Genomic DNA, 20091 nt, shown 5'->3' with positions numbered 1-20091 from the left:
GCCATGAGGCACGACAAGGTCGGCTCCGTGATGACCACGGATGTCGTCCGCGCCGGGTACGCCACACCGTTCAAGGAGGTGGCGCGCCGGCTCGCGGACCACCGGATCAGCGGACTGCCGGTGGTGGACGAGCAGGACAAGGTCATCGGCGTCCTGTCCGAAACGGACCTGATGCTGCACCAGGCGGCCGCACCCGACCCCTACGGGCCACAGCGCCGCACCGCGTTCCACGTGCTGATGCCCGGCGCCAGGCGGCGGGCCGAGAAGGCGAACGCCCGCACAGCCGGCCGGCTCATGACCGAACCGCCCGTCACCGTCCATGCCGACGACACCATCGCCGAGGCAGCCCGGACCATGACCCGGCGTCGGGTGGAGAGACTTCCCGTCGTGGACGAGCAGGGGCGGCTCCTCGGCATCGTCACCCGGCGCGACTTGCTCCGGGGCTTCCTGCGGCCGGACGCGGAGATCCGAGGCGAGGTGATCGAGGACGTACTGATACATGCGCTGTGGCTGCCGCCCAGAAGCGTCGACGTCACCGTCACCGCCGGCGTCGTCACTCTCACGGGACACATGGAGCGCAAGACCGAGACGGAGATCGCCCTCGCCATGACCCGACGAACGGTCGGCGTCGTCGACGTGGTCGACCACCTCACCTACCGACTGGACGACGCGGCCCTGCGCGCCGAGGCGCAGGCGCCGCACGGCGCGGCCGACGACCGGCCGGGCCGGCTGTGAGAGGAGGCGCACCGCCATGACCGACACCGTGCTGGTCACCTACGGATCCACGAACGGGTCGACAGCGCAGATCGCCGAAGCGGTCGCCGAGGTACTGCGCAAGGACGGGCTGACGGTCGACGTACTGCCGGCAGGCGCCGTGACGAGCGTGGCGTCGTACGACGCCGTGGTGGTCGGCGGCGGGCTGTACGCCGGGCGCTGGCAGAAGAACGCGCGCCGCTTCGTCCGCCGCCACCGCCATCTCCTCGCGGAGCGACCGGTCTGGTTCTTCAGCAGTGGCCCGCTGGACGCATCGGCATCGGAACGGGACATCCCGCCCGTGCGCGGTGTGAGGCGGGCGATGACACGCCTGTCCGTCCGGGAGCACGTCACCTTCGGTGGCTGCCTCGAGGAAGGCGCGAAGGGGCGTGTGGCCGGGATGATCCTCCGCTCCGGCAAGGGCGGCGACTTCCGGAACTTCGACGCGATCGAAACGTGGGCAGCGGGCGTGGCCCGCGAGCTGACGCGGGCGTAGGAGCGTGATGCAAGGCAGCAGGCGTGCACGACGTGCAGGCGCACGCCTCGCGAGGACCAACCGACGACCGGTTCCGCGATCTGGCACGGACGCCGGAATCGCGTGGTTCCGTCGAGGTCCGTCCAGGTCCCACTCCCGGCCCCACGCATCGATGCGCCGCCGGTCGAGCGGCCGCCGTGCGGCCGCGCCCGCTCCGCACGCCAGTCCGGCGAGAGCGAGGGCCGCCGCGGCGCCGAGCAGGCCCGCCTCGATGGCGGCCGTCGCGGGATCGGTCGGCTCGGAGATCAGGTGGCCCTGGCCGTCCTGCCAGACCGTGACCGGATCCGGCCTTGTGACCGGTACTCACCGAAGTCCTGCCGGTCCGGGAGACGCCGTCGGGCGACGTCCAGCGCACGGACGCCGTCGTGCGATCGGCCGAGCGCACAGTCGCGGTCATCGTTCGAGGAACGTCGGTCAGGAGCACGGCTTGGACCGCGTGCCGTTCGGCCCCCTGTTCCGTGAACACCTCGTTCGCGGCCTGGGCCGTCGTCAGGCCTGCGGCTGTGCCGCCCCCGATGACGGCCGTCCAGACAGCGAGCACGATCCAGGCTTCGATGATGTCGTCGCGCCGCCGCAGCGGGCTGTTCCGCCAGCGCCACAGCCGCTCCTCGCGTACGCGCTGCCGTGCATGGGTCCGCGCCTCCACCTCTTCGTCGTCATCGTGACTCCTACGAAGGCGACAGCGGGTTTCGTGCCGAGGGATGGGCCGAACCGGGGGCGCATGGGGGGCGTTCGGCCCCGACGCGCCGGCAGACGGAGGCCTTCAGCCCGGCAGCGGCACGAGGGCACCCGAGGAATCCGGCATCTCGGGCCGAATGTCGAAGACGCCGGACAGCCCGGTGGATCGAAGTATCCGGAGGAAGGAGGACTTGTCGGCGATCAGCCGCAGCCGACCCCGTCGCGCTCTGACGCGGTTGCGCGTTCGGCACAGGACGCTCAGCCCGACGCAGTCGATGAAGGACACGCCACGCAGGTCGATCACCAGATCGGGGTGCGGGCCGGCGGTGAGCGCGTCAAGGCGCGTCCTGAGCGGCTGTACGACCAGGAGGTCTATCTCACCGTGCAGTGTCACGACGGTCGCGCCTGCGGCACGGCGATCCGCTTGGTACGGCGCTGGCCTCGTGTGGATTTCGGCCATGGAATCAACAAAGCCGTCCGACAGGGTGGAGGGAAGGGCCGTTCGGTCCCTGTCGCGTGGGGCCGACAGGACCGCGCCGATCCTGCCGGCCGCCGACCGCTGGTGGACCCGTTCGGCAGGCCATGGGGGCCGGACGGCCCAAGCGTCGCACCTCCGCACCGGACAGGCTGGACCCGCGGGGCGATCCCGGCGCTCAAGTCGACGCCGGGTCCGCAGGGGGCGGCGACCACCACCGCTCCTCCCGGCTCCGCACCAGACCGACGAGGGTGAGGAAGGTCATGAAAGGCTTTGTCTTCCACGGTCCCGGGCAGTCCGCCTGGCAGGACGTCCCGGACCCGGCCGTCAAGGAGCCCACCGACGCCATCGTGCGGGTCGACGCCGTCACCATCTGCGGCACGGACCTGCACATCCTCAAAGGCGACGTCCCCGAGGTGCGCCCGGGCACGGTCCTGGGGCATGAGGCCGTCGGCGAGATCGTGGAGGTCGGCGGCGACGTCCGGACCGTCCGTCCGGGCGACCGTGTGCTGGTCTCCTGCATCAGTGCCTGCGGGCGCTGCCGCTTCTGCCGCGAGAGCGCCTACGGTCAGTGCCGGGGCGGCGGGGGCTGGATCCTCGGCCACCTGATCGACGGCACCCAGGCCGAGTACGTCCGCGTCCCCTACGCCGACCTGTCCGTGCACGCCCTGCCCAGTGCGGTGGAGAGCAAGGACGCCGTCCTGTTGGCGGACATCTTCCCGACGTCGTACGAGGTGGGCGTCCTGAACGGCCACGTACGCCCGGGCGACACCGTCGCCGTCGTCGGAGCGGGCCCCATCGGCCTCGCGGCGATCACCACGGCGCGACTGTTCGCGCCCGAGCGGATCGTCGCCGTCGACCTGGCCGCGTCCCGGCTGGAAGCGGCCCGGCGGCTCGGCGCCGACGCCGTGGCCGACGCGCGCGAGGACCCCGAGCAGCTGATCGCCGACCTCACCGACGGGCTCGGCGCCGACGTCGTCATCGAGGCGGTCGGCGTGCCGGAGAGCTTCGAGCTCTGCACGCGGATGGTGCGCCCCGGCGGCCACGTGGCCAACGTCGGAGTCCACGGCAAGCCCGCCACGCTCCACCTGGAAGACCTGTGGATCAAGAACGTCACGATCACCACCGGCCTGGTGGACACCCACTCCACCCCGACCCTGCTGCGCATGGCCGCCGCCGGCCGACTGCCCACGGCACAGCTGGTCACCCACACCTTCCCGCTGGACCACATGGAGGAGGCGTACGACGTCTTCGCCCGGGCCGCCGACACCGGCGCGCTCAAGGTGGTGCTCGGCGAACAGCCGCACGAGGAGGTCGCCATCCCGGCGGCCTGACGAGAGGACGTGACGAGTCATGGCCGAACAGACCCACATGAGTGCGACGGAGAGCCTCCCTTCGGGTGACCTGGGCCGCCGACTCGCCGCACGTCGACTCCAACTCGGATTGACACACGGGGAGACGGCCGCCCGAGCGGACATGGACCCCGGCTATCTGCGGCACCTGGAGCAGCATTCCGACGCCGCCCCGAGCCGAGCCGCACTGCTCAAGCTGGCGGCTGCTCTGGAGACCACGCTCTCGGCGCTCACCGGAGGCGACGCCGATCTGCCCCCCGGGCCCGGACAGGCCGGGCATGATCCTCGGTTCACCGAGCTGAGCAGGACCGAGTGCGGTGACCTGCTCTCGACCCACGGTGTGGGAAGGCTCGCGGTGCCCACGGCATCCGGGCCGGTGATCGTCCCCGTCAACTACAGCGTCATCGACGGCACGATCGTCTTCAGGACCGCCCGCGATGCGACGCCGGCGCTGGCGGCCGGTTGCTCGGTGGCCTTCGAGATCGACCGCATCGACGCGGCGTTCAGCGAGGGCTGGAGCGTGCTGGTGCGGGGACACGCGCGCATGGTGACGGACGTCGGCGAGGCGAACCGCCTCGCGGCACGGGCGCACAGCACACCCTGGGCCGGGGGCCGGCGCGACATGTGGGTGCGGATCGATCCGTACTCCGTCACCGGACGCCGGATCACGGTCTGAACCGGGCCCTTCTCAGGGCGGCCCGGGACCGATGGCCCCTGGCCGCGGCGTGCCGTGCGGTCCGACCATGGACGCTGCGGCGCGCCCCCTCATCGGGTGCGAGTCATCAGGTGCGAGAGAAGAGAAGGCAGATGTACGCCAACGACGGATTCCGCGAACTCGACCGACAGGAGTGCGTACGCCTGCTGGGCACGGTCCCCGTGGGGCGTATCGTCCACACCCGGCAGGCGCTGCCCGCAGTGCTGCCCGTCAACTTCTGTCTGGACGGCGACGACGCGATCCTGCTGCGCACCTCCGCGACTTCGGAGCTGGTGGGTGCGATCGACGGGGCGGTGGTCGCCTTCGAGGCCGACTCGGTCGATGCCGCCGCCCACTCCGGCTGGAGCGTCGTGGTCACCGGCACGGCCACCCTGATCACCGACCCGGCCGAACACACGCGCCTCCTGAGCGCGGGGCCGCGGTCCTGGGTGCCCGCGCCGCGGGAGGTCTTCGTCCGCATCGACCCGGAGCTGGTCCGGGGACGTGAACTCGTCGGCGGACACACGCTGTACGGAGTGGACCTCGGCCCCTGAGCGCTCAGGGCCGGGCCCGGTGCCTCACCGACGGTGAGGCATGGCCGCGGTACGCCTCGCCGTGCAGACCGCGGGCCGGGACGCCGACGTCGAGGTCCGCCGTATGCGGGGAGATGGTCTGCAGTACGTGGAAGAGGTGCAGCCGCAGGACGCGGCCCGCCTCGCCGGGGAGGTCCAGCTCCGTCCTCCGCCACAGCTGGTCCCAGGCGGTCAGGTGTGCTTCGAGCAACTCGTCGAAGGCGGGTGCCGCGCCCACCCGTTGGATCGCGGCGTCCAGCGGGTCACTGATCGCGGCGTCCCGGGAGGTGTGCAGAGCAACGGTCTTGACGACGGTGACCGTACGGGTCCGGCAGCAGACTCACGCGCACTCGCTGACCGGCGCGCGGTCCCTCGTGCCGGGCGGTGACGACGGGCGCTTCGGCGGTCAGCCGGGCCGCCATGCCGATCCGGACGTCGGAGGTGCGGGTCCGGCAGCGCAACCACACGGTGTCCGGCGCGGCGGTACCCGTGTGCACGTGGGTCAGGTGGTGGCCGTCCAGTTCCCGGTAGCGCGGTACACCCCGCGTTGGCGACTCCGCCGTCCAGAGCCGCCTCGACCTCGAGGTCTCCGGAGAAGCCCTCGGCCCTGAAGTCGGTGCGCAGACAGGCCAGATGGGGGTCTGCCATGTGTACGAGACGTTGCTGCCGGACGGTGAGCGACCGGCCCTCGCCGAACGTGTACCGCGTACTGCGCTCCAGCAGTCCGGAGTCCAGATGCAGCACTGCCGGGGATCCTGGCCGGCGACGCCCTCGGCGCCGTCACAGGCATCCGCGCACAAGCCGACCGGCTGGGCCTGTCCGCAGACCAGCGGGCCGCAGCGCACCGGGCCTGCCACTACCTGGAGAACAACGCCGCCCATCTCCACTACGACAAGGCACTCGCGGCCGGATGGCCGATCGCCAGCGGCATCGTCGAAGGCGCCGCACGTCATCTGGTGGCCGACCGGTTCGACATCACTGGCGGCCGGTGAAGCGTCCCCGGAGCCGAAGCCGTCCTGACCCTCCGGGCCCTCATCAGCAACGGCGACTTCCCGCAGTACTGGACCTTCCACACCCACAGAGAGCGCGAACGCCTCTACCCCCGGCCCGACCAGCACAACAACGAACTCCTGGCCTGACAGACGAGCTCACACCAGAAGACCCGCACCCATCCAGGTCCGGGTCGCCCTCGCTGAACAGGCCCTTGCCGGCCAGGTCGGCGCCGATCGTCAGCAAGGTGACAGGAAACTCGTCGGGACGTACTCCGGGCAGCGAGTGTGCGGAGCAACTCCGTTGCCGCGCACGCGGTTTCGGGGGCGTCCGGCCACTTCTCCGCTGAGGGTCCCTCCCGGGGGTACTCGCGCGGCATGACTGTCTATGGATTACACGCCTCGCACGAACAGGTCCCGCCCGCGGATCTGCTCGACGCCGTGGTGCACGCGGAACGCGCGGGCTTCACCGCCGCCATGTGCTCCGACCACTTCTCGCCGTGGAGCGTCCGTCAGGGGGAGTCCGGGTTCGCCTGGTCGTGGCTCGGCGCCGCCCTCCAGGCCACCGACCAGGTGCCGTTCGGCGTGGTGAACGCGCCCGGCCAGCGCTACCACCCCGCGATCGTCGCGCAGGCGGTCGCCAGCCTCGCGGCCATGTATCCGGCCAGGTTCTGGGTGGCGCTCGGCACCGGTGAGGCCTCCAACGAGCACATCACAGGGGCGGGTTGGCCCCGCAAGGACGTCCGCACCGCGCGGCTGCGCGAGTGCGTCGACGTCATCCGGGCACTGCTGCGGGGCGAGGAGGTCAGCCACGACGGCCTGGTGACCGTGGACCGGGCTCGGCTGTGGACGCTGCCGCCCGACGTACCGCCGCTGATCGGAGCCGCGTGCAGCACGGCGACCGCGGCCTGGTGCGCCGAGTGGGCGGACGGCCTGATCACGGTCAACGCTCCACGCGCGCGGCTGCGCGAGATCGTGGACGCGTACCGTGACGCCGGCGGCCGTGGGCCGCTGCACCTCCAGGCGCACCTGAGCTGGGCGCCCGGCGAGGACGAGGCCCGGGCGCTGGCGTACGACCAATGGCGCACCAACGTGCACGCGCCCCCGGCAAGTTGGGACCTCGACTCCGCGGAACTGTTCGACGTCGTCAGTGAACACGTCACCCCCGAGCAGGTGGCGCGCTCGGTCAACATCTCGTCCGACCTGGGCCGACACACCGCATGGCTGCAGGAGTACACCGAACTCGGCTTCGACGCGGTGATGCTGCATCACGTGGGCCGCGAACAGGGCCCGTTCATCGACGCGTTCGGGGCCGAGGTACTGCCGCGACTCGACGTCACCCGCCCGCTTCCCGCCACGGTGATGGAGTACCGATGCGTCTGACCCGTACGTCCGACCTGTGGTGGAAGAACGCGGTGGTGTACTGCCTGGACGTCGAGACGTACCAGGACGGCAACGGCGACGGGATCGGCGACTTCGCGGGCCTCACGCAGCGCATCGACCATCTGGAGCGTCTCGGCGTGACCTGCGTGTGGCTGATGCCCTTCTATCCGACGCGGGAGCGCGACGACGGGTACGACATCACGGACTTCTACGGTGTCGACCCCCGCCTGGGCACCCTCGGTGACTTCACCGAGTTCGCCCGCACCGCCAAGGACCGCGGCATCCGTGTGATCGCCGACCTCGTCGTCAATCACACCTCCGAGGACCACCCCTGGTTCAAGGACGCCCGATCCGGCCGGGACTCCGCCCACCGCGACTGGTACGTCTGGGCGGACAAGCCCCCCGAGGACGGTCCCAAGGGTGTGGTCTTCCCCGATGCGGAGGACAGCCTGTGGGAGTACGACAAGGGCAGCGGCCAGTACTACCTGCACCGCTTCTACAAGCAGCAGCCCGACCTCAACGTCGCCAACCCCGAGGTCCGCGACGAGATAGCCCGCGTCATGGGGTTCTGGACACAGCTCGGGCTGTCCGGTTTCCGGGTCGACGCCGTGCCCTTCCTGCTGGAGACGGACGGGCAGGCCGACTCCGGGGCACTGCCGGACCCGCACGAGTACCTCGCCGACCTGCGCGCCTTCCTCGGCCGCCGCAACGGCGAGGCAGTGCTGCTCGGCGAGGTCAATCTGCCCTACGACGACACCGCCCGCTTCTTCGGCGACCCCGCCTCGGGCCGCGGCGACGAGCTCACCATGTGCTTCGACTTCATCGCCATGCAACAGATGTACCTGTCGATGGCGCGCGAGGACGCCGGGCCGCTGGCCGCCGCGCTACGGGACCGCCCCGCAGCCCCGCGAGACGCCCACTGGGCCACGTTCGTGCGCAACCACGACGAACTCACCCTCGACAAGCTGAGCGACGCCGAACGGGCCGAGGTGGTCGCGTCCTTCGGCCCGGACAAGAACATGCAACTCTACGACCGGGGACTGCGCCGCAGGCTGCCGCCCATGGTCGAGGGCGACCGGCGCCGCATCGAACTCGCCTACAGCCTGCTGTTCACCCTGCCGGGTACCCCCGTGCTCTTCTACGGCGAGGAACTCGGCATGGGGGAGAACCTGGCCGCCGAGGGACGCCAAGCCGTACGGACGCCCATGCAATGGACCCCGGAGGCGGGCGCCGGCTTCTCCCATGCCGGCCCGGACGCCTTTCCCAACCCGCTGACCGACGGCGCGTTCGGACCCCAGAAGGTCAACGTGTACGAGCAGAGTCGCGACCCGGGCTCGCTGCTCAGCCGCATGCGGCTGTTCATCGAGCGCTACCGGGAGGCTCCCGAGCTGGCCTGGGGCGACTACCGCCTCGTGGACACCGGGGAGCGAGCGGTCCTGGCGCACATCGCCTGCACCACCGACGGGACCGACGGGACTGTCCTGGCGATGCACAACTTCGCGGGCGGGCCGGTCACCGTACGGCTGCGGCTGCCCGAGGCCGGGCCCGGCGGGAGGCTCATGGATCTGCTCGACGAAGGGCACGCCGGTCTCACGGTGGACGACGACGGCCTGCTCCGCGTCGAACTGCCTGCCTACGGCTATCGGTGGCTGCGCGTCGGCACCCCGGCCGACGACCCCGTAAGGGTCGCCTCCGACTGACATCACGTCCGCCGGAAGAGCCTCCGGGTGCGGCTCTCCTCCGGGGAAGCCCTGAGCTGGTAGAACGCTGGTTGACGGGGTGGGTGTCCTTCTACTGTGCCGTCCCTGCAGAAGAGCTACACCCATCGACGAATCAGGCCCCGGCGGTGCGGCGGTGACCGTCTCCGGCCTTTCGAGATGACCGGCGAGCGATCGGCGTTCAGCAGTGCGTCGACATACGGTGGTCGCTTCGCTGCTCGAGATGCGTCGTTCGCGGCGGCGTCCGCTGCGTTCGGCTACGCAGCAGGCGGACAGCCAGGGCGTCGAAGGTCGCCGCGAGCACGAACGTCACGCCCGTCGCCAGCACGAACAGGAGCGCGAACCGCTCCCAGAACTCCGGCGTGAGACTCGTACCCACTGTCATCACCCTCCCTGATCGGTGTGTTCTCTCTGCTTCCAGCCAACCGCGAAGGAGGCGAGGGCGCATGAGCCGACCGGTCCGCGCAAAGGTCCGCAAGGTACCTGCACGCAAGCCCGTATGGACCCTCCCCATCGGCCGGTTCACGATCGGATGAGTGCCCCGGATGCGCCCACGCCGGGGCCGATCGGGGCCGATCGGCCCTGGTGGCCGGGCGGTCCTCCGTGGTGGGGTGGAGACGACGGGAGGGGCGCGACACAGACGCGGAGAAGCGATCGACGGCGGTCGTGCACCGCGCAATCAGGATCCGCGAGAAGCGGGTGACGCCCTTCCCGTCCTGTGTTCGCGGCGCCTTCTGGACCTGGCGCGGACATCCGGCGCCGGAGACCGAGCGCCGGAGACCGGGCCTGCCGATGGTCCTCAACACCGAACAGCAGCCGGATCGTCCCAAGGGTCGGGGCCATCCTCGAGGACGCGGGGCGCAGATCCGGCTCGGCCCGCGTCTCCTGGCCCCGCCGTGGACGACCCTTCGAGGAGGAGACCATGAACAGCAGCCCGCACGTCGTGAGCGACGTGATGACACGCGCCGTCATCGGCGTCGGCCGCGACGCGTTGTTCAAGGACATCGTCCAGCTCATGGAGCGTTGGAAGGTCAGCGCCCTCCCCGTGCTCGAGGGCGAGGGCCGGGTGATCGGCGTCGTCTCGGAGGCGGATCTGCTGCCGAAGGAAGAGTTCCGGGACAGCGATCCGGACCGGTTCACCCAGCAGCGGAGGCTGTCCGACCTGGCCAAGGCCGGCGCGGTGACTGCCGAGGAACTGATGAGCAGCCCGGCGATCACCGTGCACGGCACCACCACTCTGGCCGAGGCGGCCCGCATCATGGCCCGGCGCGGCGTCAAGCGGCTGCCGGTGATCGACGACGAGGGCATGCTCCAGGGCGTCGTCAGTCGCTCGGATCTGCTCAAGGTGTTCCTGCGGAATGACGAGGAGCTCACCGAGGAGGTGCGCCATGAGGTCGTCGACCGCCTGTTCCCGCTGTCCGCCGACCACATCCGGGTCGAGGTGGCCGAGGGCGTCGTGACCCTCACGGGATGGGTGGACGGCCCGCGGTTGGTACCGGTGGCCGAACGCCTGGCGCGGGCCGTCGAGGGCGTCGTCGACGTCCGCTGCCACCTCTCCGCACGCCTCGGAGCGGAGTGACCTGCTGTGACGTACCTCGACGAATGATCGGCGCCCTACGGCGTCGCGCCGCAGCGGTGTGGGACGGACGCCTAACCTTCCTGCACCGGTGCCCGCCACATCAGCGAGGTGCCACCGCCGGAAGGTTTCGCCAGTTCGAGGCGACCACCCAGCTGCTCGGCCCGCTCTGCCATGTTCCGCAGTCCGCTGCGGCGGCCCTCGGGCGGAATACCGACGCCGTTGTCCGTGATCGACAACCGCACCTCGCGCCCATCGGTCGTGAGGACCACCTCGGCCCGGTCGGCACGGGCGTGACGTGCGATGTTGGTCAGAGCCTCGGAGAGGACCGCCACGACGTGATCGGCGACCTCCTTCGGCACATCGGTGTCCAGCAGGCCCTCCATCCGCACACTGGGGGCGAAGGCCAGGACCGGCGCCGCCTCCCCCACGACCCGCATCGCGCGGGCCCGCAGTCCGGTGCCGTCGGCTCCCTCGCGGGTGCGCAGGCCGAAGATCGTCGATCGGATGATCTTGATGGTCTCGTCGAGGTCGTCGACAGCTCGCGCCACGCGCTCGGAAGCCTCGGGATGCTCGATGAAGCGGCCCGCGCTCTGCAGCGTCATGCCGGTGGCGAAAAGCCGCTGGATCGCGAGGTCGTGCAGGTCGCGTGCGATGCGGTCGCGGTCCGTGAGCACGGCGATCTGCTCGGCGTCCTGACGGCGCTCCGCCAGCTCCATCGCGACGGCGGCCTGCGCGGCGAAGACCTGCAAGGTCTCGGTCTCCGTCGTGGTGAACACCGGCCGGCCGGCTTCCCGCGCCAGCAGCACCACACCACGCACACCCGCGTCGCCGGTACCGATGGGCACGGCCACGGCGGGGCCCAGCCCCCCGAAGCGCGGAGGCTCCAAAGAGATCCGCTCGTCGTGGGCGACGTCCTCGCTGGTGACCGGGGCTGCTCCGGAGAAGGCAAGTCCCATCAGGCTCCTGTCCATCGACAGGACGAGCCCCCGGTGCGCGTCGGCGTCCAGTCCGACGGCGATCTCGACGCCGAGCGACCCGGTGTCCTCCATGGGCAGGGCGACCGCCGCCAGCGCCGCCTCGGTGATCTCGCCCGCCCGCTCGGCGATCAGACGAAGGACCTCGGTGCGCCCACCACCCGACATCAGGCTGTGGGTGATCTCGGCGTTCGCCCGCAGCCAGCGCTCGCGCAGCCGGGACTCGGCGTACAGCCGGGCGTTGTCGATGGCGACGCTGGCCGCGACGGCCAGGGTGAGCGTGACGGAGATGTCCTCCTCGTCGAACTGCCCACCGCCGCGCTTCTCGGTCAGGTACAGGTTGCCGAACACCTGGTCGCGGACCCGGATCGGGACGCCGAGGAAGGTGTTCATCGGCGGATGGTGGGGCGGGAAGCCGTACGAGGCCGGGTGCTCGGAGATCTTCGCGAGCCGAAGGGGCTCCGGGTGGCGGATCAGCTCTCCGAGAATGCCGTGCCCCTCGGGGTAGGGGCCGATCGCGGCGATCTGCTCCTCGGTGACCCCGATGGTGTGGAAGGCCGACAACCGCTTGCCGTCAGGACCGATCACGCCCAGCGCGGCGTACTCCGCGTCGACGAGCACCGCAGCCGCTTCGACAATGCTGTGGAGGGCCTGCTCAAGGTTTAGCTCCCGGCCGACCGAGAGCACGGCCTCCAGCAGGCTGTGCACCCGGTCCCGAGTGCCTCGCGCGGCGTCCAGCCGTGCTTGCAACTCCTCCAGCAGCTCGTCCAGCCTGAGCTGAGGCAGCCGTACACGGGCTTCCCCGGGGCTTCCCACCTGTGTTCCTCCAAGTCCGCTCACCGAACGGACACCCACTGGTCCGACCATGTGCCACGGTAACGGTCGCCAGTCCGGGGCGTAAGCGGAACCGGCCGAGTCGACACGCCCGTCGGCGTGCCCGCCACAGGCCGGACCCTGTCGTGCAAAGGGGGCCGGTCGGCCCACCGCACGGGACGGACAGCACCTGTCCCCGCCGCCGCCGCCGCCGGACGCTGTAGTCGTACCGAGTCCGCAGACACAGCGAGGAGACCGGCGTCATGGTCCGTTACGTGTACGAGTTCACAGACGGCGGCCGTGACATGGCCGACCTGCTCGGCGGCAAGGGGGCCAACCTGGCCGAGATGACCCGGCTGGGCCTGCCGGTCCCGTCGGGCTTCACCGTGACCACCGAGGCGTGTCGGGCCTTCCTGGCGAGCGGCTCGGAACCGGAGGGCATGCTGCAGGAGGTGTCCCGGCACCTCTCCGTCCTGGAGAAGTCCGCCGGGCGCCTGCTGGGCCAGCGTGACGATCCGCTGCTGGTGTCCGTCCGGTCCGGAGCACGGTTCTCCATGCCCGGCATGATGGAGACCGTCCTGGACATCGGCCTCAACGACGAATCCGTCCTCGGACTGGCCAAGGCGTCCGGCAGCGACCGCTTCGCCTGGGACTCCTACCGCCGACTCGTTCAGATGTTCGGCAGCACGGTCATGGGGGTCGACTCGGCCCTGTTCGACGAGGCCATGACCCTGCTCAAGGAAACCCGCGAAGCCCCTGACGACCTGCACCTCGACGCGAACGACCTCGCCTGGCTCGTCGAGACGTACAAGCGGCTGATCCACGACCAGACGGGACAGGAGTTCCCTCAGTCCCCCGCCGAGCAACTGCGCCTGGCGATCCTCGCGGTCTTCCGTTCCTGGAACGGCGAACGGGCCCGGCTGTACCGCCGGCGCGAGCACATCCCCGACGACCTGGGCACCGCCGTCACCGTACAGCGCATGGTGTATGGCAACCGGGGCACCGACTCCGGCAGCGGTGTCGCCTTCACCCGCGACCCCGCCACCGGGCGGCCCGGCCTCTACGGCGACTACCTCTCCAACGCCCAGGGCGAGGACGTCGTCGCCGGTATCCGCAACACCGTGCCGCTGGCCGATCTCGAGCGGCTGGACGCGAACTCGTACCGGCGGCTGCTCGACCACATGGGGACCCTGGAGCGCCACTACCGCGACCTCTGCGACATCGAGTTCACGATCGAGCGCGGCACGCTGTGGATGCTCCAAACCCGGGTCGGCAAGCGGACCGCCGAAGCCGCGTTCGCCATCGCCGCCGAACTGGTGGACGAAGGGCAGATCACGCCGGAGGAAGCACTGGCCCGGGTCGGCGGGGACGGCCTCGCCCGGCTGATGTTCCCCCGCTTCGACACCTCCGTCACCGGCGACGCGCTCGCCCACGGGCTTCCGGCCTCCCCGGGTGCGGCGGTCGGCGCGGCGGTGTTCGACTCCGCCGAGGCCGTACGGCGTGCCGCGGCCGGCGAGAAGGTGGTGCTCGTCCGCCAGGAGACCACCCCGGACGACCTGCCCGGCATGGTGGCCGCCGAAGCCGTGCTGACCAGCCGGGGCGGCAAGACGAGCCACGCGGCCGTCGTCGCCCGCGGCATGGGCAAGGTGTGCGTCTGCGGCGCGGAGGAACTCACCGTGCACACCGAGGCCCGGCGGTTCACCACCCCCGACGGCACCGTCGTCGAGCAGGGCACGGTCATCTCGGTGGACGGCTCCGTCGGCGCCGTGTACGCGGGTGAAGTCCCGCTGGTCGCCTCCGCCGCCATGCGCTACCTGGAGACCGGCGAAGAGTCCGACAGCGTGGTGGCCGGGGTGGCCCGCGCCCTCCAGCACGCCGACTCCGTACGGCGGCTGGAGGTCCGGGCGAACGCCGACACCCCCGAGGACGCGGCCCGCGCCCGCCGCTTCGGCGCGCAGGGCATCGGTCTGTGCCGTACCGAGCACATGTTCCTCGGCGAGCGGCGCAAGCTGGTCGAGCGGATGATCCTGGCCCGCACCGACGCCGAACGCGACCGGGCGCTGAACGCTCTTCTCCCACTTCAGCGGCAGGACTTCGCCGGCATCCTGGAGGCCATGGACGGCCTGCCCGTGACCATCCGCCTGCTCGACCCGCCGCTGCACGAGTTCCTCCCCGACCACACCGAACTCGCCGTACGGATCGCCGCAGCCGAGGCCCGCGGCGGGCAACCGGACCCGCACGACGTCGAGTTGCTCGACGCGGTGAACCGCATGCACGAGGAGAACCCGATGCTCGGTCTGCGGGGCGTGCGGCTGGGCCTGGTGGTGCCTGGACTGGTCGCCATGCAGGTGCGGGCGATCGCCGAGGCGGTCGTGGCACGAATGAGGGCAGGGGGCTCTCCCGAGGCCGAGATCATGGTGCCGCTGGTCGGCGCGGTCGAGGAACTCAGGCTCGCCCGCGAGGAGGTGGAGCGGGTGCTCGCCGAGGTCACCGCCGAGACGGGCGTGCCCCTGCACTGCCCCGTCGGCACCATGATCGAACTTCCCCGGGCGGCGCTCACCGCGGGCCAGATCGCCGAGGAGGCCGAGTTCTTCTCCTTCGGCACGAACGACCTGACGCAGACCACGTGGGGCTTCTCCCGCGACGACGTCGAGGCCGCGTTCTTCTCCGCCTACCTCGACAAGGGCATCTTCGCCACCTCCCCCTTCGAGACCCTCGACCGCGACGGAGTGGGCCGACTCATCCGGATCGCGGTCGACGAGGGCCGCGCCGCACGCCCCGACCTGAAGATCGGAGTCTGCGGCGAACACGGCGGCGACCCCGAGTCCGTGCACTTCTTCCATGCGGCGGGCCTGGACTACGTCTCCTGCTCCCCGTTCCGTGTCCCGGTGGCGCGGCTGGAGGCCGGCAGGGCCGCCCTGCCCGCGACGGAAGGGAGCGACAGCCGCTGACATGCTCGGGGGCGTTCGGCCCCAGGAGGTGGGGCCATCACCGCCGTCAGCCGCATGGACGATTCATCGCACCGGGTGAGCAGGAGCGGCACTGATCCCCCGCGGTGTCGCTCCGCCTGTCTCCGCACGCGGCAGCCCAACAACGTGCGTCTGCCAGGCCGGGACGAAGCGACATGGTGGTGTCGGGTTGGCGAGGTCGACGGGGCGAGGGTGGTGATGCGGCTGAGCGGCACCGGCTCGTGCTCGCGGCCCGGCGCTTCAAGGGGCCGACTCGATCACCGGCGTCGTCATCGCCGTTGACGGCGCAACGGGCGGCGACGGCCACCGGCAGAGAGCCCCCACGGCTGACACCTGGCGCTCGGCGTTGCCAGAGGTCCCGACAGCGGGGTCGTTCGGCTGTTGCGCAGGCGCGGGCGCTGGCCGCGCAGGGGGCGAGAACCGGCGATCTCGTCTGCCCGTCGTCACGGTCCTGGCCACTCCTGCCACGCGGGCTCACCTAAGAGCACACTACCGAGCAGGTCGGGTCACCGGTGTCAGCGGCTACGGGAATGTCGGGTGCTCGCGGTGGCTCCCGCCCGGGCAGCCGGCGAGAGTTGGACCTGTGCAGGTGGTGTCGCCGCCGGGTGCCGCAGGTCCCGCGTAGCGATTGCCCAGAAGGCGAACGGCAGCAGTGCGTCCGTGACGCCGAGTGGGTCTGACACCACCGGCTTCCCGTAGCGGCTCGGTTCACTCATGAGGGATGACGGCGACTGGGCAGCGCGCGTGGTGGACGGCGGCCTGGGCCACGGAGCCCAGGCGTGGTGCCGGGGCGTGGTGGCTGCGCCGGCCCACGATCAGGAGTTCGGCGCGCTCGGCGGCTGCTACGACGACCCTGGCGGGACTTTCGAGGCGGATGTCGTCCGTCACGGCCACGCCTGGAAACTTCTCGCACCAGGGGCGGAGGGTCTGCCTCAGGTGCTTCTGCGCGTCCTGGATGATCTCCTGGGTCACGGTGTGGTCCACGCCCCACGGGGCGTACGCGTGGATCGGGATGGCGCGGCCGTGAACGGCGCGGAGGGGCACGCCCCGAGCTGCTGCGGTGGTGAAGGCGAATTCGAGCAGGTCGTCGCACGGGCCGTGCAGTTTCAGCCCCACCACCACTCCGCCTGCCGCACCTGACTCAGACGCCGAGGACCCTTCCGCACGCTTCGCACGCTTGTCGGCGCGGACGAGGACCACGGGCCCCTCGGCGCTTGCCACGACGGACATGCTGATGTCACCGAGGAAGTAGCTCTCCACAGGAGTCAGGCCGCGCGAGCCGAGTACGAGCATCTCCGACTCGGACGCCGCTTGGATCAGTGCGTCCTGCGCGTCGTCGGCGACCAGGTTGCCGACGACGGTGAGGCCCGGATGGTGCGCCTGGAGTTCCGTCTGGGCGTTGTGCACGAGCCGCTTCGCCCAGTAGTTCTGGTCGACTTCCGAGGGGACGGCGGTCGGTTCCGGCGCCAGTAGCGGCCACGCGTGCAGCAGGCGCAGGGTGAGTTTGCGCCGCTGGGCTTCGTCGGCGGCCCAGTGGGCAGCGGCGAGGCTCTCGGGTGAGCCGTCGAGGCCCACGGTGAGGACTCGTTCCATGGCGACTGCCTCCGTCTCGTACGAAGCTGGAAAGGACGGTGAGTGTGGCCGCTGTCCGGACTGCTGCGGTCTCGGTGATTCTTTGGCCGTGCGGGCCGGCGGTGGGACGTAGTCGGCGCACGCATGAGCATTTGTGCCGGCGCGTTTGACCACGGCGCTTCTCCCTTGAGGAGTACCCCAGATCTCCTCACGGCGCATGCGGTCCCCGCAGTGCCCGCAGCGGCGCTCCCCGCCGCTGCGGAGGAGTGCGGCAGAGCGAACGGCGGCGAACGGACGGACGTGAAGTCCGGCATGAGGAGGAGGCGGAGGCAATGGCGGTTCCCCTGGTGGTCGGCGTAGACGGGTCCGAGGCGAGCCTTGAGGCGGTGGACTGGGCCGCGGACGAGGCAGCCCGCCACGAGGTGCCGCTCCGTCTCCTGCACGCGGCCGCAGCGGGCCCTGACGCGTCAGACCTGGTCGCCGCAGCCTCGGAGCGAGCCGGCAAGAGTGCTCCTGCGGTACGGATGTCGAGTGAGGTGCTGTCCGAGGACGCGGCGTCCGCGCTGGTCGGCGAGGGACGCAACGCCCTCGCTCTGGTACTCGGGTCCAGAGGGCTCGGAGGTCTCGCCGGGCTGCTCCTCGGATCGGTCAGCCTGGCTGTGGCGGCCCGTGCCGACTGCCCGGTCGTCGTCGTGCGCGGCGGTGTGGAGCACCGGCACGGCCGGTTCGGGTGCGTCGTTGTCGGAGTCGAGGACGGGGAGGGCAGCGGTACGGCCGTGGACTTCGCGTTCCGCGAGGCCCAGGTGCGGCGCAGTCGGCTCCTGGCGGTGCACACCTGGAGTGTCCCGGTTGGGAACCCTGGGCCTCCGGGACTGTCCGGCTACGCTCTCCAAGCCCTCGATCGCCCGCCTGCCCAGGTGCTCGCCGACGCCTTGCGTGGCCCGGAACAGCGGTATCCGGACGTGCCGGTGAGCAGCGAGGTGGTCGAGGGTCCGGCACGACAGGCGCTCCTGAATGCCGCGTCCGCTGCTGATCTGCTCGTCGTCGGAGCCCGCAGACGACATGGGCACGTCGGTCTGCAGCTGGGCCTGGTCAACCATGCGGTGCTGCATCACGCGCCGTGTCCGATCGCGGTCGTTCCGCAGATATGACCAGGTAGGGCCCGGCTGGGGCTCAGTGTTACTTCGGTGTGCCCGACCACCTCGTGACCAGCGCCGACGCGGACACCTGTCCACCCTGGTGGTGGGGCCGCACCGCCTGACCGCTATCGCGCGCCCCCCGGTCCAGATGGAGTGGCGGACTCGCCGGTGAGTTGGGGTTCGACGTCCACGACGCCCTCCACGGCGCGCACGAGGCGCACGGCGACCGAGATGAGTGAGGTGTCGCGGATGTGTCCGCGGAGGGTGACGACTCCCTCGTGCACGTTCACGTGGATGGCGTGGCTGAAGGCCGGGAAGAGGTAGGACACCACGGTGCGGCGGACTTCCTCCTCGATGTCCTCGTCCGACCGAAGGAAGACCTTCAGCAGGTCGGCACGGCTGACGATGCCCTGGAGCATGCCGATGTCGTCGACCACAGGCAGACGCTTGACGTGCCGGACGGCCATGATCCGGGCAGCCTGGGCCAGGGTGACGCCGGGGTGGACGGTGATAGCGGGGGTGCTCATGAGTTCTTCCGCCGTTGCTGCCCCCGCTTTGGCGACGTCGGACAGACGCCGGCGTTGCTCCAAGAGGCTCGGGTCGCTGTCATGGAACTCCTCCTTGGGCAGCAGATCGGCCTCGGAGACGACACCGATGACGCGACCTTCGCCCTCAAGGACGGGCATGGCACTGACCTTCCACTGCTCCATGGTCCGCACGATCTCTTTGAAGGGCGCGTCGCGTCCGACAGCCACGACCGTCTGAGTCATCACATCGCTCACGATGTGCGGGGTCTGCGGCACTTCGAAGCACCTCGTCTCGCCTTGTCAGGGAACCTCGCCCGAACCGTGGGGCGCGTACAGGTCGAGCAGCCGCACCCGAGCGGACCTGAGCCGGCGCGCGAGCACGCCGGAGACATACGTACACAGCTCGTGATCCAGCCCCGGGTCCTTCGCGCACATCTCACGAACCGCCGCCGCGTCGAACTCGTAGGCGCGGACCGGGCTGCCGGCCACGGCCCCCAGATGCCATTGATGGGGAGGGACCAGCCAGGACCAGCCCAGCAGCTTTCCGGCACCGAGGGTCTCGACGACCGCCGCCCGTCGGCCGGGCACTTGCAGGTCGAGAGCGACCGTGCCCGTGTGGATGATCCAGAAGCGGTCGGCCTTGCCGCCCTCGTCGAAGATGCGCTCGCCTGCCTCGAACGACACCTCACGAGCGTGTGACATGAGCTGCTCGCGATGCTCGTGGGTCATGGCGCCGAATACGCCGGTCCTCGCAACCACGATGGCCGTCCCTTCTCCGCGACCTCGAGGTGGAGACTGGCTCCTGTCCGGTCACGGACGTCTCAGCACGCGGCCGATGCGGAAGCCGTGGCGGGAGGTGGGACCCAGCGGCGTCTTGCTGCCGGCCGCATGACTCCACCATCGCCGCAAACCGGCGTGGCGCAACCCGGGCGGAGGCACTCCGAGAGCCGAAGCGCGTGTCGCGGGGGGTTCAGGCCGGTGCGACGGTATTCACAGGGGACTCTCACAGCGGCTGGGCGGAAGGGCGGTGGGACGATGGAGCGCCCGCTGGTCGTGGGGGTCGACGGATCGGATTCCAGCCTGGAGGCCGTGGACTGGGCCGTGGACGAGGCGGCGCGCCACAGACTGGCAGTGCGGCTTGTCCACGGCTCGCGATGGGAGCGGTGCGAGCGACGCCTTCCCGCCCTCGGCGAATACCGCCCGTCCGGAGTGATCATGGCGGAGAGCATCGCCGCGTCGTGCGCGGAACATGCGCGGCTGCGAAACCCGGAGCTGAAGGTCTCCGGCGAGGCGTGGCTCGAGGACGCTGCGACCAGCCCCCGGTGCGGGGCCTTGGGTGGCCGGATGCTCAAGTCCAGATAGGCATTGA

17 protein-coding genes and 1 pseudogene are annotated in these 20091 nt (G+C 70.8%); 11 read left to right on the top strand and 7 right to left on the bottom strand.

Going from position 1 to position 20091, the window contains the following annotated elements:
* The first annotated feature begins 3 nt into the window (after positions 1–3).
* Both OG933_RS06780 and OG933_RS06775 read left to right on the top strand, forming a co-directional pair.
* Positions 4–735, top strand: coding sequence for a CBS domain-containing protein (locus OG933_RS06780; protein ID WP_405625897.1), 732 nt, complete (start codon positions 4–6; stop codon positions 733–735).
* A gap of 16 nt (positions 736–751) precedes the next feature.
* Positions 752–1249: a flavodoxin domain-containing protein gene (locus OG933_RS06775; RefSeq protein ID WP_405625895.1), complete on the top strand. Its 498-nt coding sequence runs from the start codon at positions 752–754 to the stop codon at positions 1247–1249.
* Positions 1250–2051: 802 nt separating this feature from the next.
* Here OG933_RS06775 and OG933_RS06770 read toward each other — a convergent pair.
* The gene (locus OG933_RS06770; protein WP_327186457.1) at positions 2052–2426 is read right to left on the bottom strand and encodes an STAS domain-containing protein; all 375 of its coding nucleotides are present in this window, start codon (positions 2424–2426) and stop codon (positions 2052–2054) included.
* Between the two features lie 278 nt (positions 2427–2704).
* Between OG933_RS06770 and OG933_RS06765 the strand changes: the two genes are divergently transcribed.
* The 3 genes from OG933_RS06765 to OG933_RS06755 all read left to right on the top strand — a co-directional run bounded on the left by OG933_RS06765 (position 2705) and on the right by OG933_RS06755 (position 5041).
* Complete coding sequence (locus OG933_RS06765) at positions 2705–3775, top strand: zinc-dependent alcohol dehydrogenase family protein (protein WP_327186458.1); 1071 nt, start codon at positions 2705–2707, stop codon at positions 3773–3775.
* A 19-nt stretch (positions 3776–3794) separates the two neighbouring features.
* Positions 3795–4469: a pyridoxamine 5'-phosphate oxidase family protein gene (locus OG933_RS06760; RefSeq protein WP_327186459.1), complete on the top strand. Its 675-nt coding sequence runs from the start codon at positions 3795–3797 to the stop codon at positions 4467–4469.
* A 131-nt stretch (positions 4470–4600) separates the two neighbouring features.
* Positions 4601–5041, top strand: a complete 441-nt coding sequence (locus tag OG933_RS06755; RefSeq protein ID WP_327186460.1) for a pyridoxamine 5'-phosphate oxidase family protein — start codon at positions 4601–4603, stop codon at positions 5039–5041.
* 40 nt (positions 5042–5081) lie between these two features.
* Here the strand turns inward: OG933_RS06755 and OG933_RS06750 are convergent.
* Positions 5082–5800: pseudogene (locus OG933_RS06750) on the bottom strand (glycoside hydrolase family 65 protein); the annotation flags it as partial.
* A 626-nt stretch (positions 5801–6426) separates the two neighbouring features.
* Between OG933_RS06750 and OG933_RS06745 the strand changes: the two are divergent.
* Positions 6427–7431 (top strand): TIGR03885 family FMN-dependent LLM class oxidoreductase, encoded by a 1005-nt coding sequence (locus OG933_RS06745; protein ID WP_405625890.1) that lies wholly within the window; start codon positions 6427–6429, stop codon positions 7429–7431.
* Positions 7422–9131: an alpha-amylase family protein gene (locus tag OG933_RS06740; protein WP_405625887.1), complete on the top strand. Its 1710-nt coding sequence runs from the start codon at positions 7422–7424 to the stop codon at positions 9129–9131. The genes OG933_RS06745 and OG933_RS06740 overlap by 10 nt, the downstream gene beginning before the upstream one ends.
* A gap of 199 nt (positions 9132–9330) precedes the next feature.
* On the opposite strand, the gene OG933_RS06735 is transcribed toward OG933_RS06740, so the two are convergent.
* Complete coding sequence (locus OG933_RS06735) at positions 9331–9534, bottom strand: hypothetical protein (protein ID WP_327186463.1); 204 nt, start codon at positions 9532–9534, stop codon at positions 9331–9333.
* Between the two features lie 537 nt (positions 9535–10071).
* Here OG933_RS06735 and OG933_RS06730 point away from each other — a divergent pair.
* Entirely contained in the window at positions 10072–10728 is a 657-nt protein-coding gene (locus OG933_RS06730; RefSeq protein WP_327186464.1) for a CBS domain-containing protein, read from the top strand.
* Positions 10729–10799: 71 nt separating this feature from the next.
* Here OG933_RS06730 and OG933_RS06725 read toward each other — a convergent pair whose 3' ends face one another.
* On the bottom strand, positions 10800–12518 hold the full coding sequence (locus tag OG933_RS06725; RefSeq protein WP_327186465.1) for a GAF domain-containing sensor histidine kinase: 1719 nt from the start codon (positions 12516–12518) through the stop codon (positions 10800–10802).
* A 260-nt stretch (positions 12519–12778) separates the two neighbouring features.
* On the opposite strand from OG933_RS06725, the gene ppdK reads away from it, so the two are divergent.
* Positions 12779–15466, top strand: coding sequence for a pyruvate, phosphate dikinase (gene ppdK, locus OG933_RS06720; protein WP_405625883.1), 2688 nt, complete (start codon positions 12779–12781; stop codon positions 15464–15466).
* A 726-nt stretch (positions 15467–16192) separates the two neighbouring features.
* On the opposite strand, the gene OG933_RS06715 is transcribed toward ppdK, so the two are convergent.
* The gene (locus OG933_RS06715) at positions 16193–17077 is read right to left on the bottom strand and encodes a universal stress protein (RefSeq protein ID WP_405625881.1); all 885 of its coding nucleotides are present in this window, start codon (positions 17075–17077) and stop codon (positions 16193–16195) included.
* 311 nt (positions 17078–17388) lie between these two features.
* Between OG933_RS06715 and OG933_RS06710 the strand changes: the two genes are divergently transcribed.
* On the top strand, positions 17389–18207 hold the full coding sequence (locus OG933_RS06710; protein ID WP_327186468.1) for a universal stress protein: 819 nt from the start codon (positions 17389–17391) through the stop codon (positions 18205–18207).
* 113 nt (positions 18208–18320) lie between these two features.
* Here OG933_RS06710 and OG933_RS06705 read toward each other — a convergent pair whose 3' ends face one another.
* On the bottom strand, positions 18321–18965 hold the full coding sequence (locus tag OG933_RS06705) for a CBS domain-containing protein (protein ID WP_405625878.1): 645 nt from the start codon (positions 18963–18965) through the stop codon (positions 18321–18323).
* Positions 18966–19022: 57 nt separating this feature from the next.
* The gene (locus OG933_RS06700; protein WP_405625876.1) at positions 19023–19451 is read right to left on the bottom strand and encodes a Crp/Fnr family transcriptional regulator; all 429 of its coding nucleotides are present in this window, start codon (positions 19449–19451) and stop codon (positions 19023–19025) included.
* 306 nt (positions 19452–19757) lie between these two features.
* Here OG933_RS06700 and OG933_RS06695 point away from each other — a divergent pair, with 306 nt between their 5' ends.
* Positions 19758–20084 carry a universal stress protein gene (locus OG933_RS06695; RefSeq protein ID WP_405625874.1) on the top strand — a complete coding sequence of 109 codons (327 nt, stop codon included), beginning with the start codon at positions 19758–19760 and terminating at the stop codon, positions 20082–20084.
* Positions 20085–20091: the final 7 nt, after the last annotated feature.

The sequence above is a fragment of the Streptomyces sp. NBC_00016 genome, from assembly GCF_045040885.1.
GTDB lineage: Bacteria > Actinomycetota > Actinomycetes > Streptomycetales > Streptomycetaceae > Streptomyces > Streptomyces coriariae.
The sequence above is the reverse complement of the archived record's forward strand: the minus strand, read 5'-3'. Positions and strand labels throughout refer to the sequence as shown.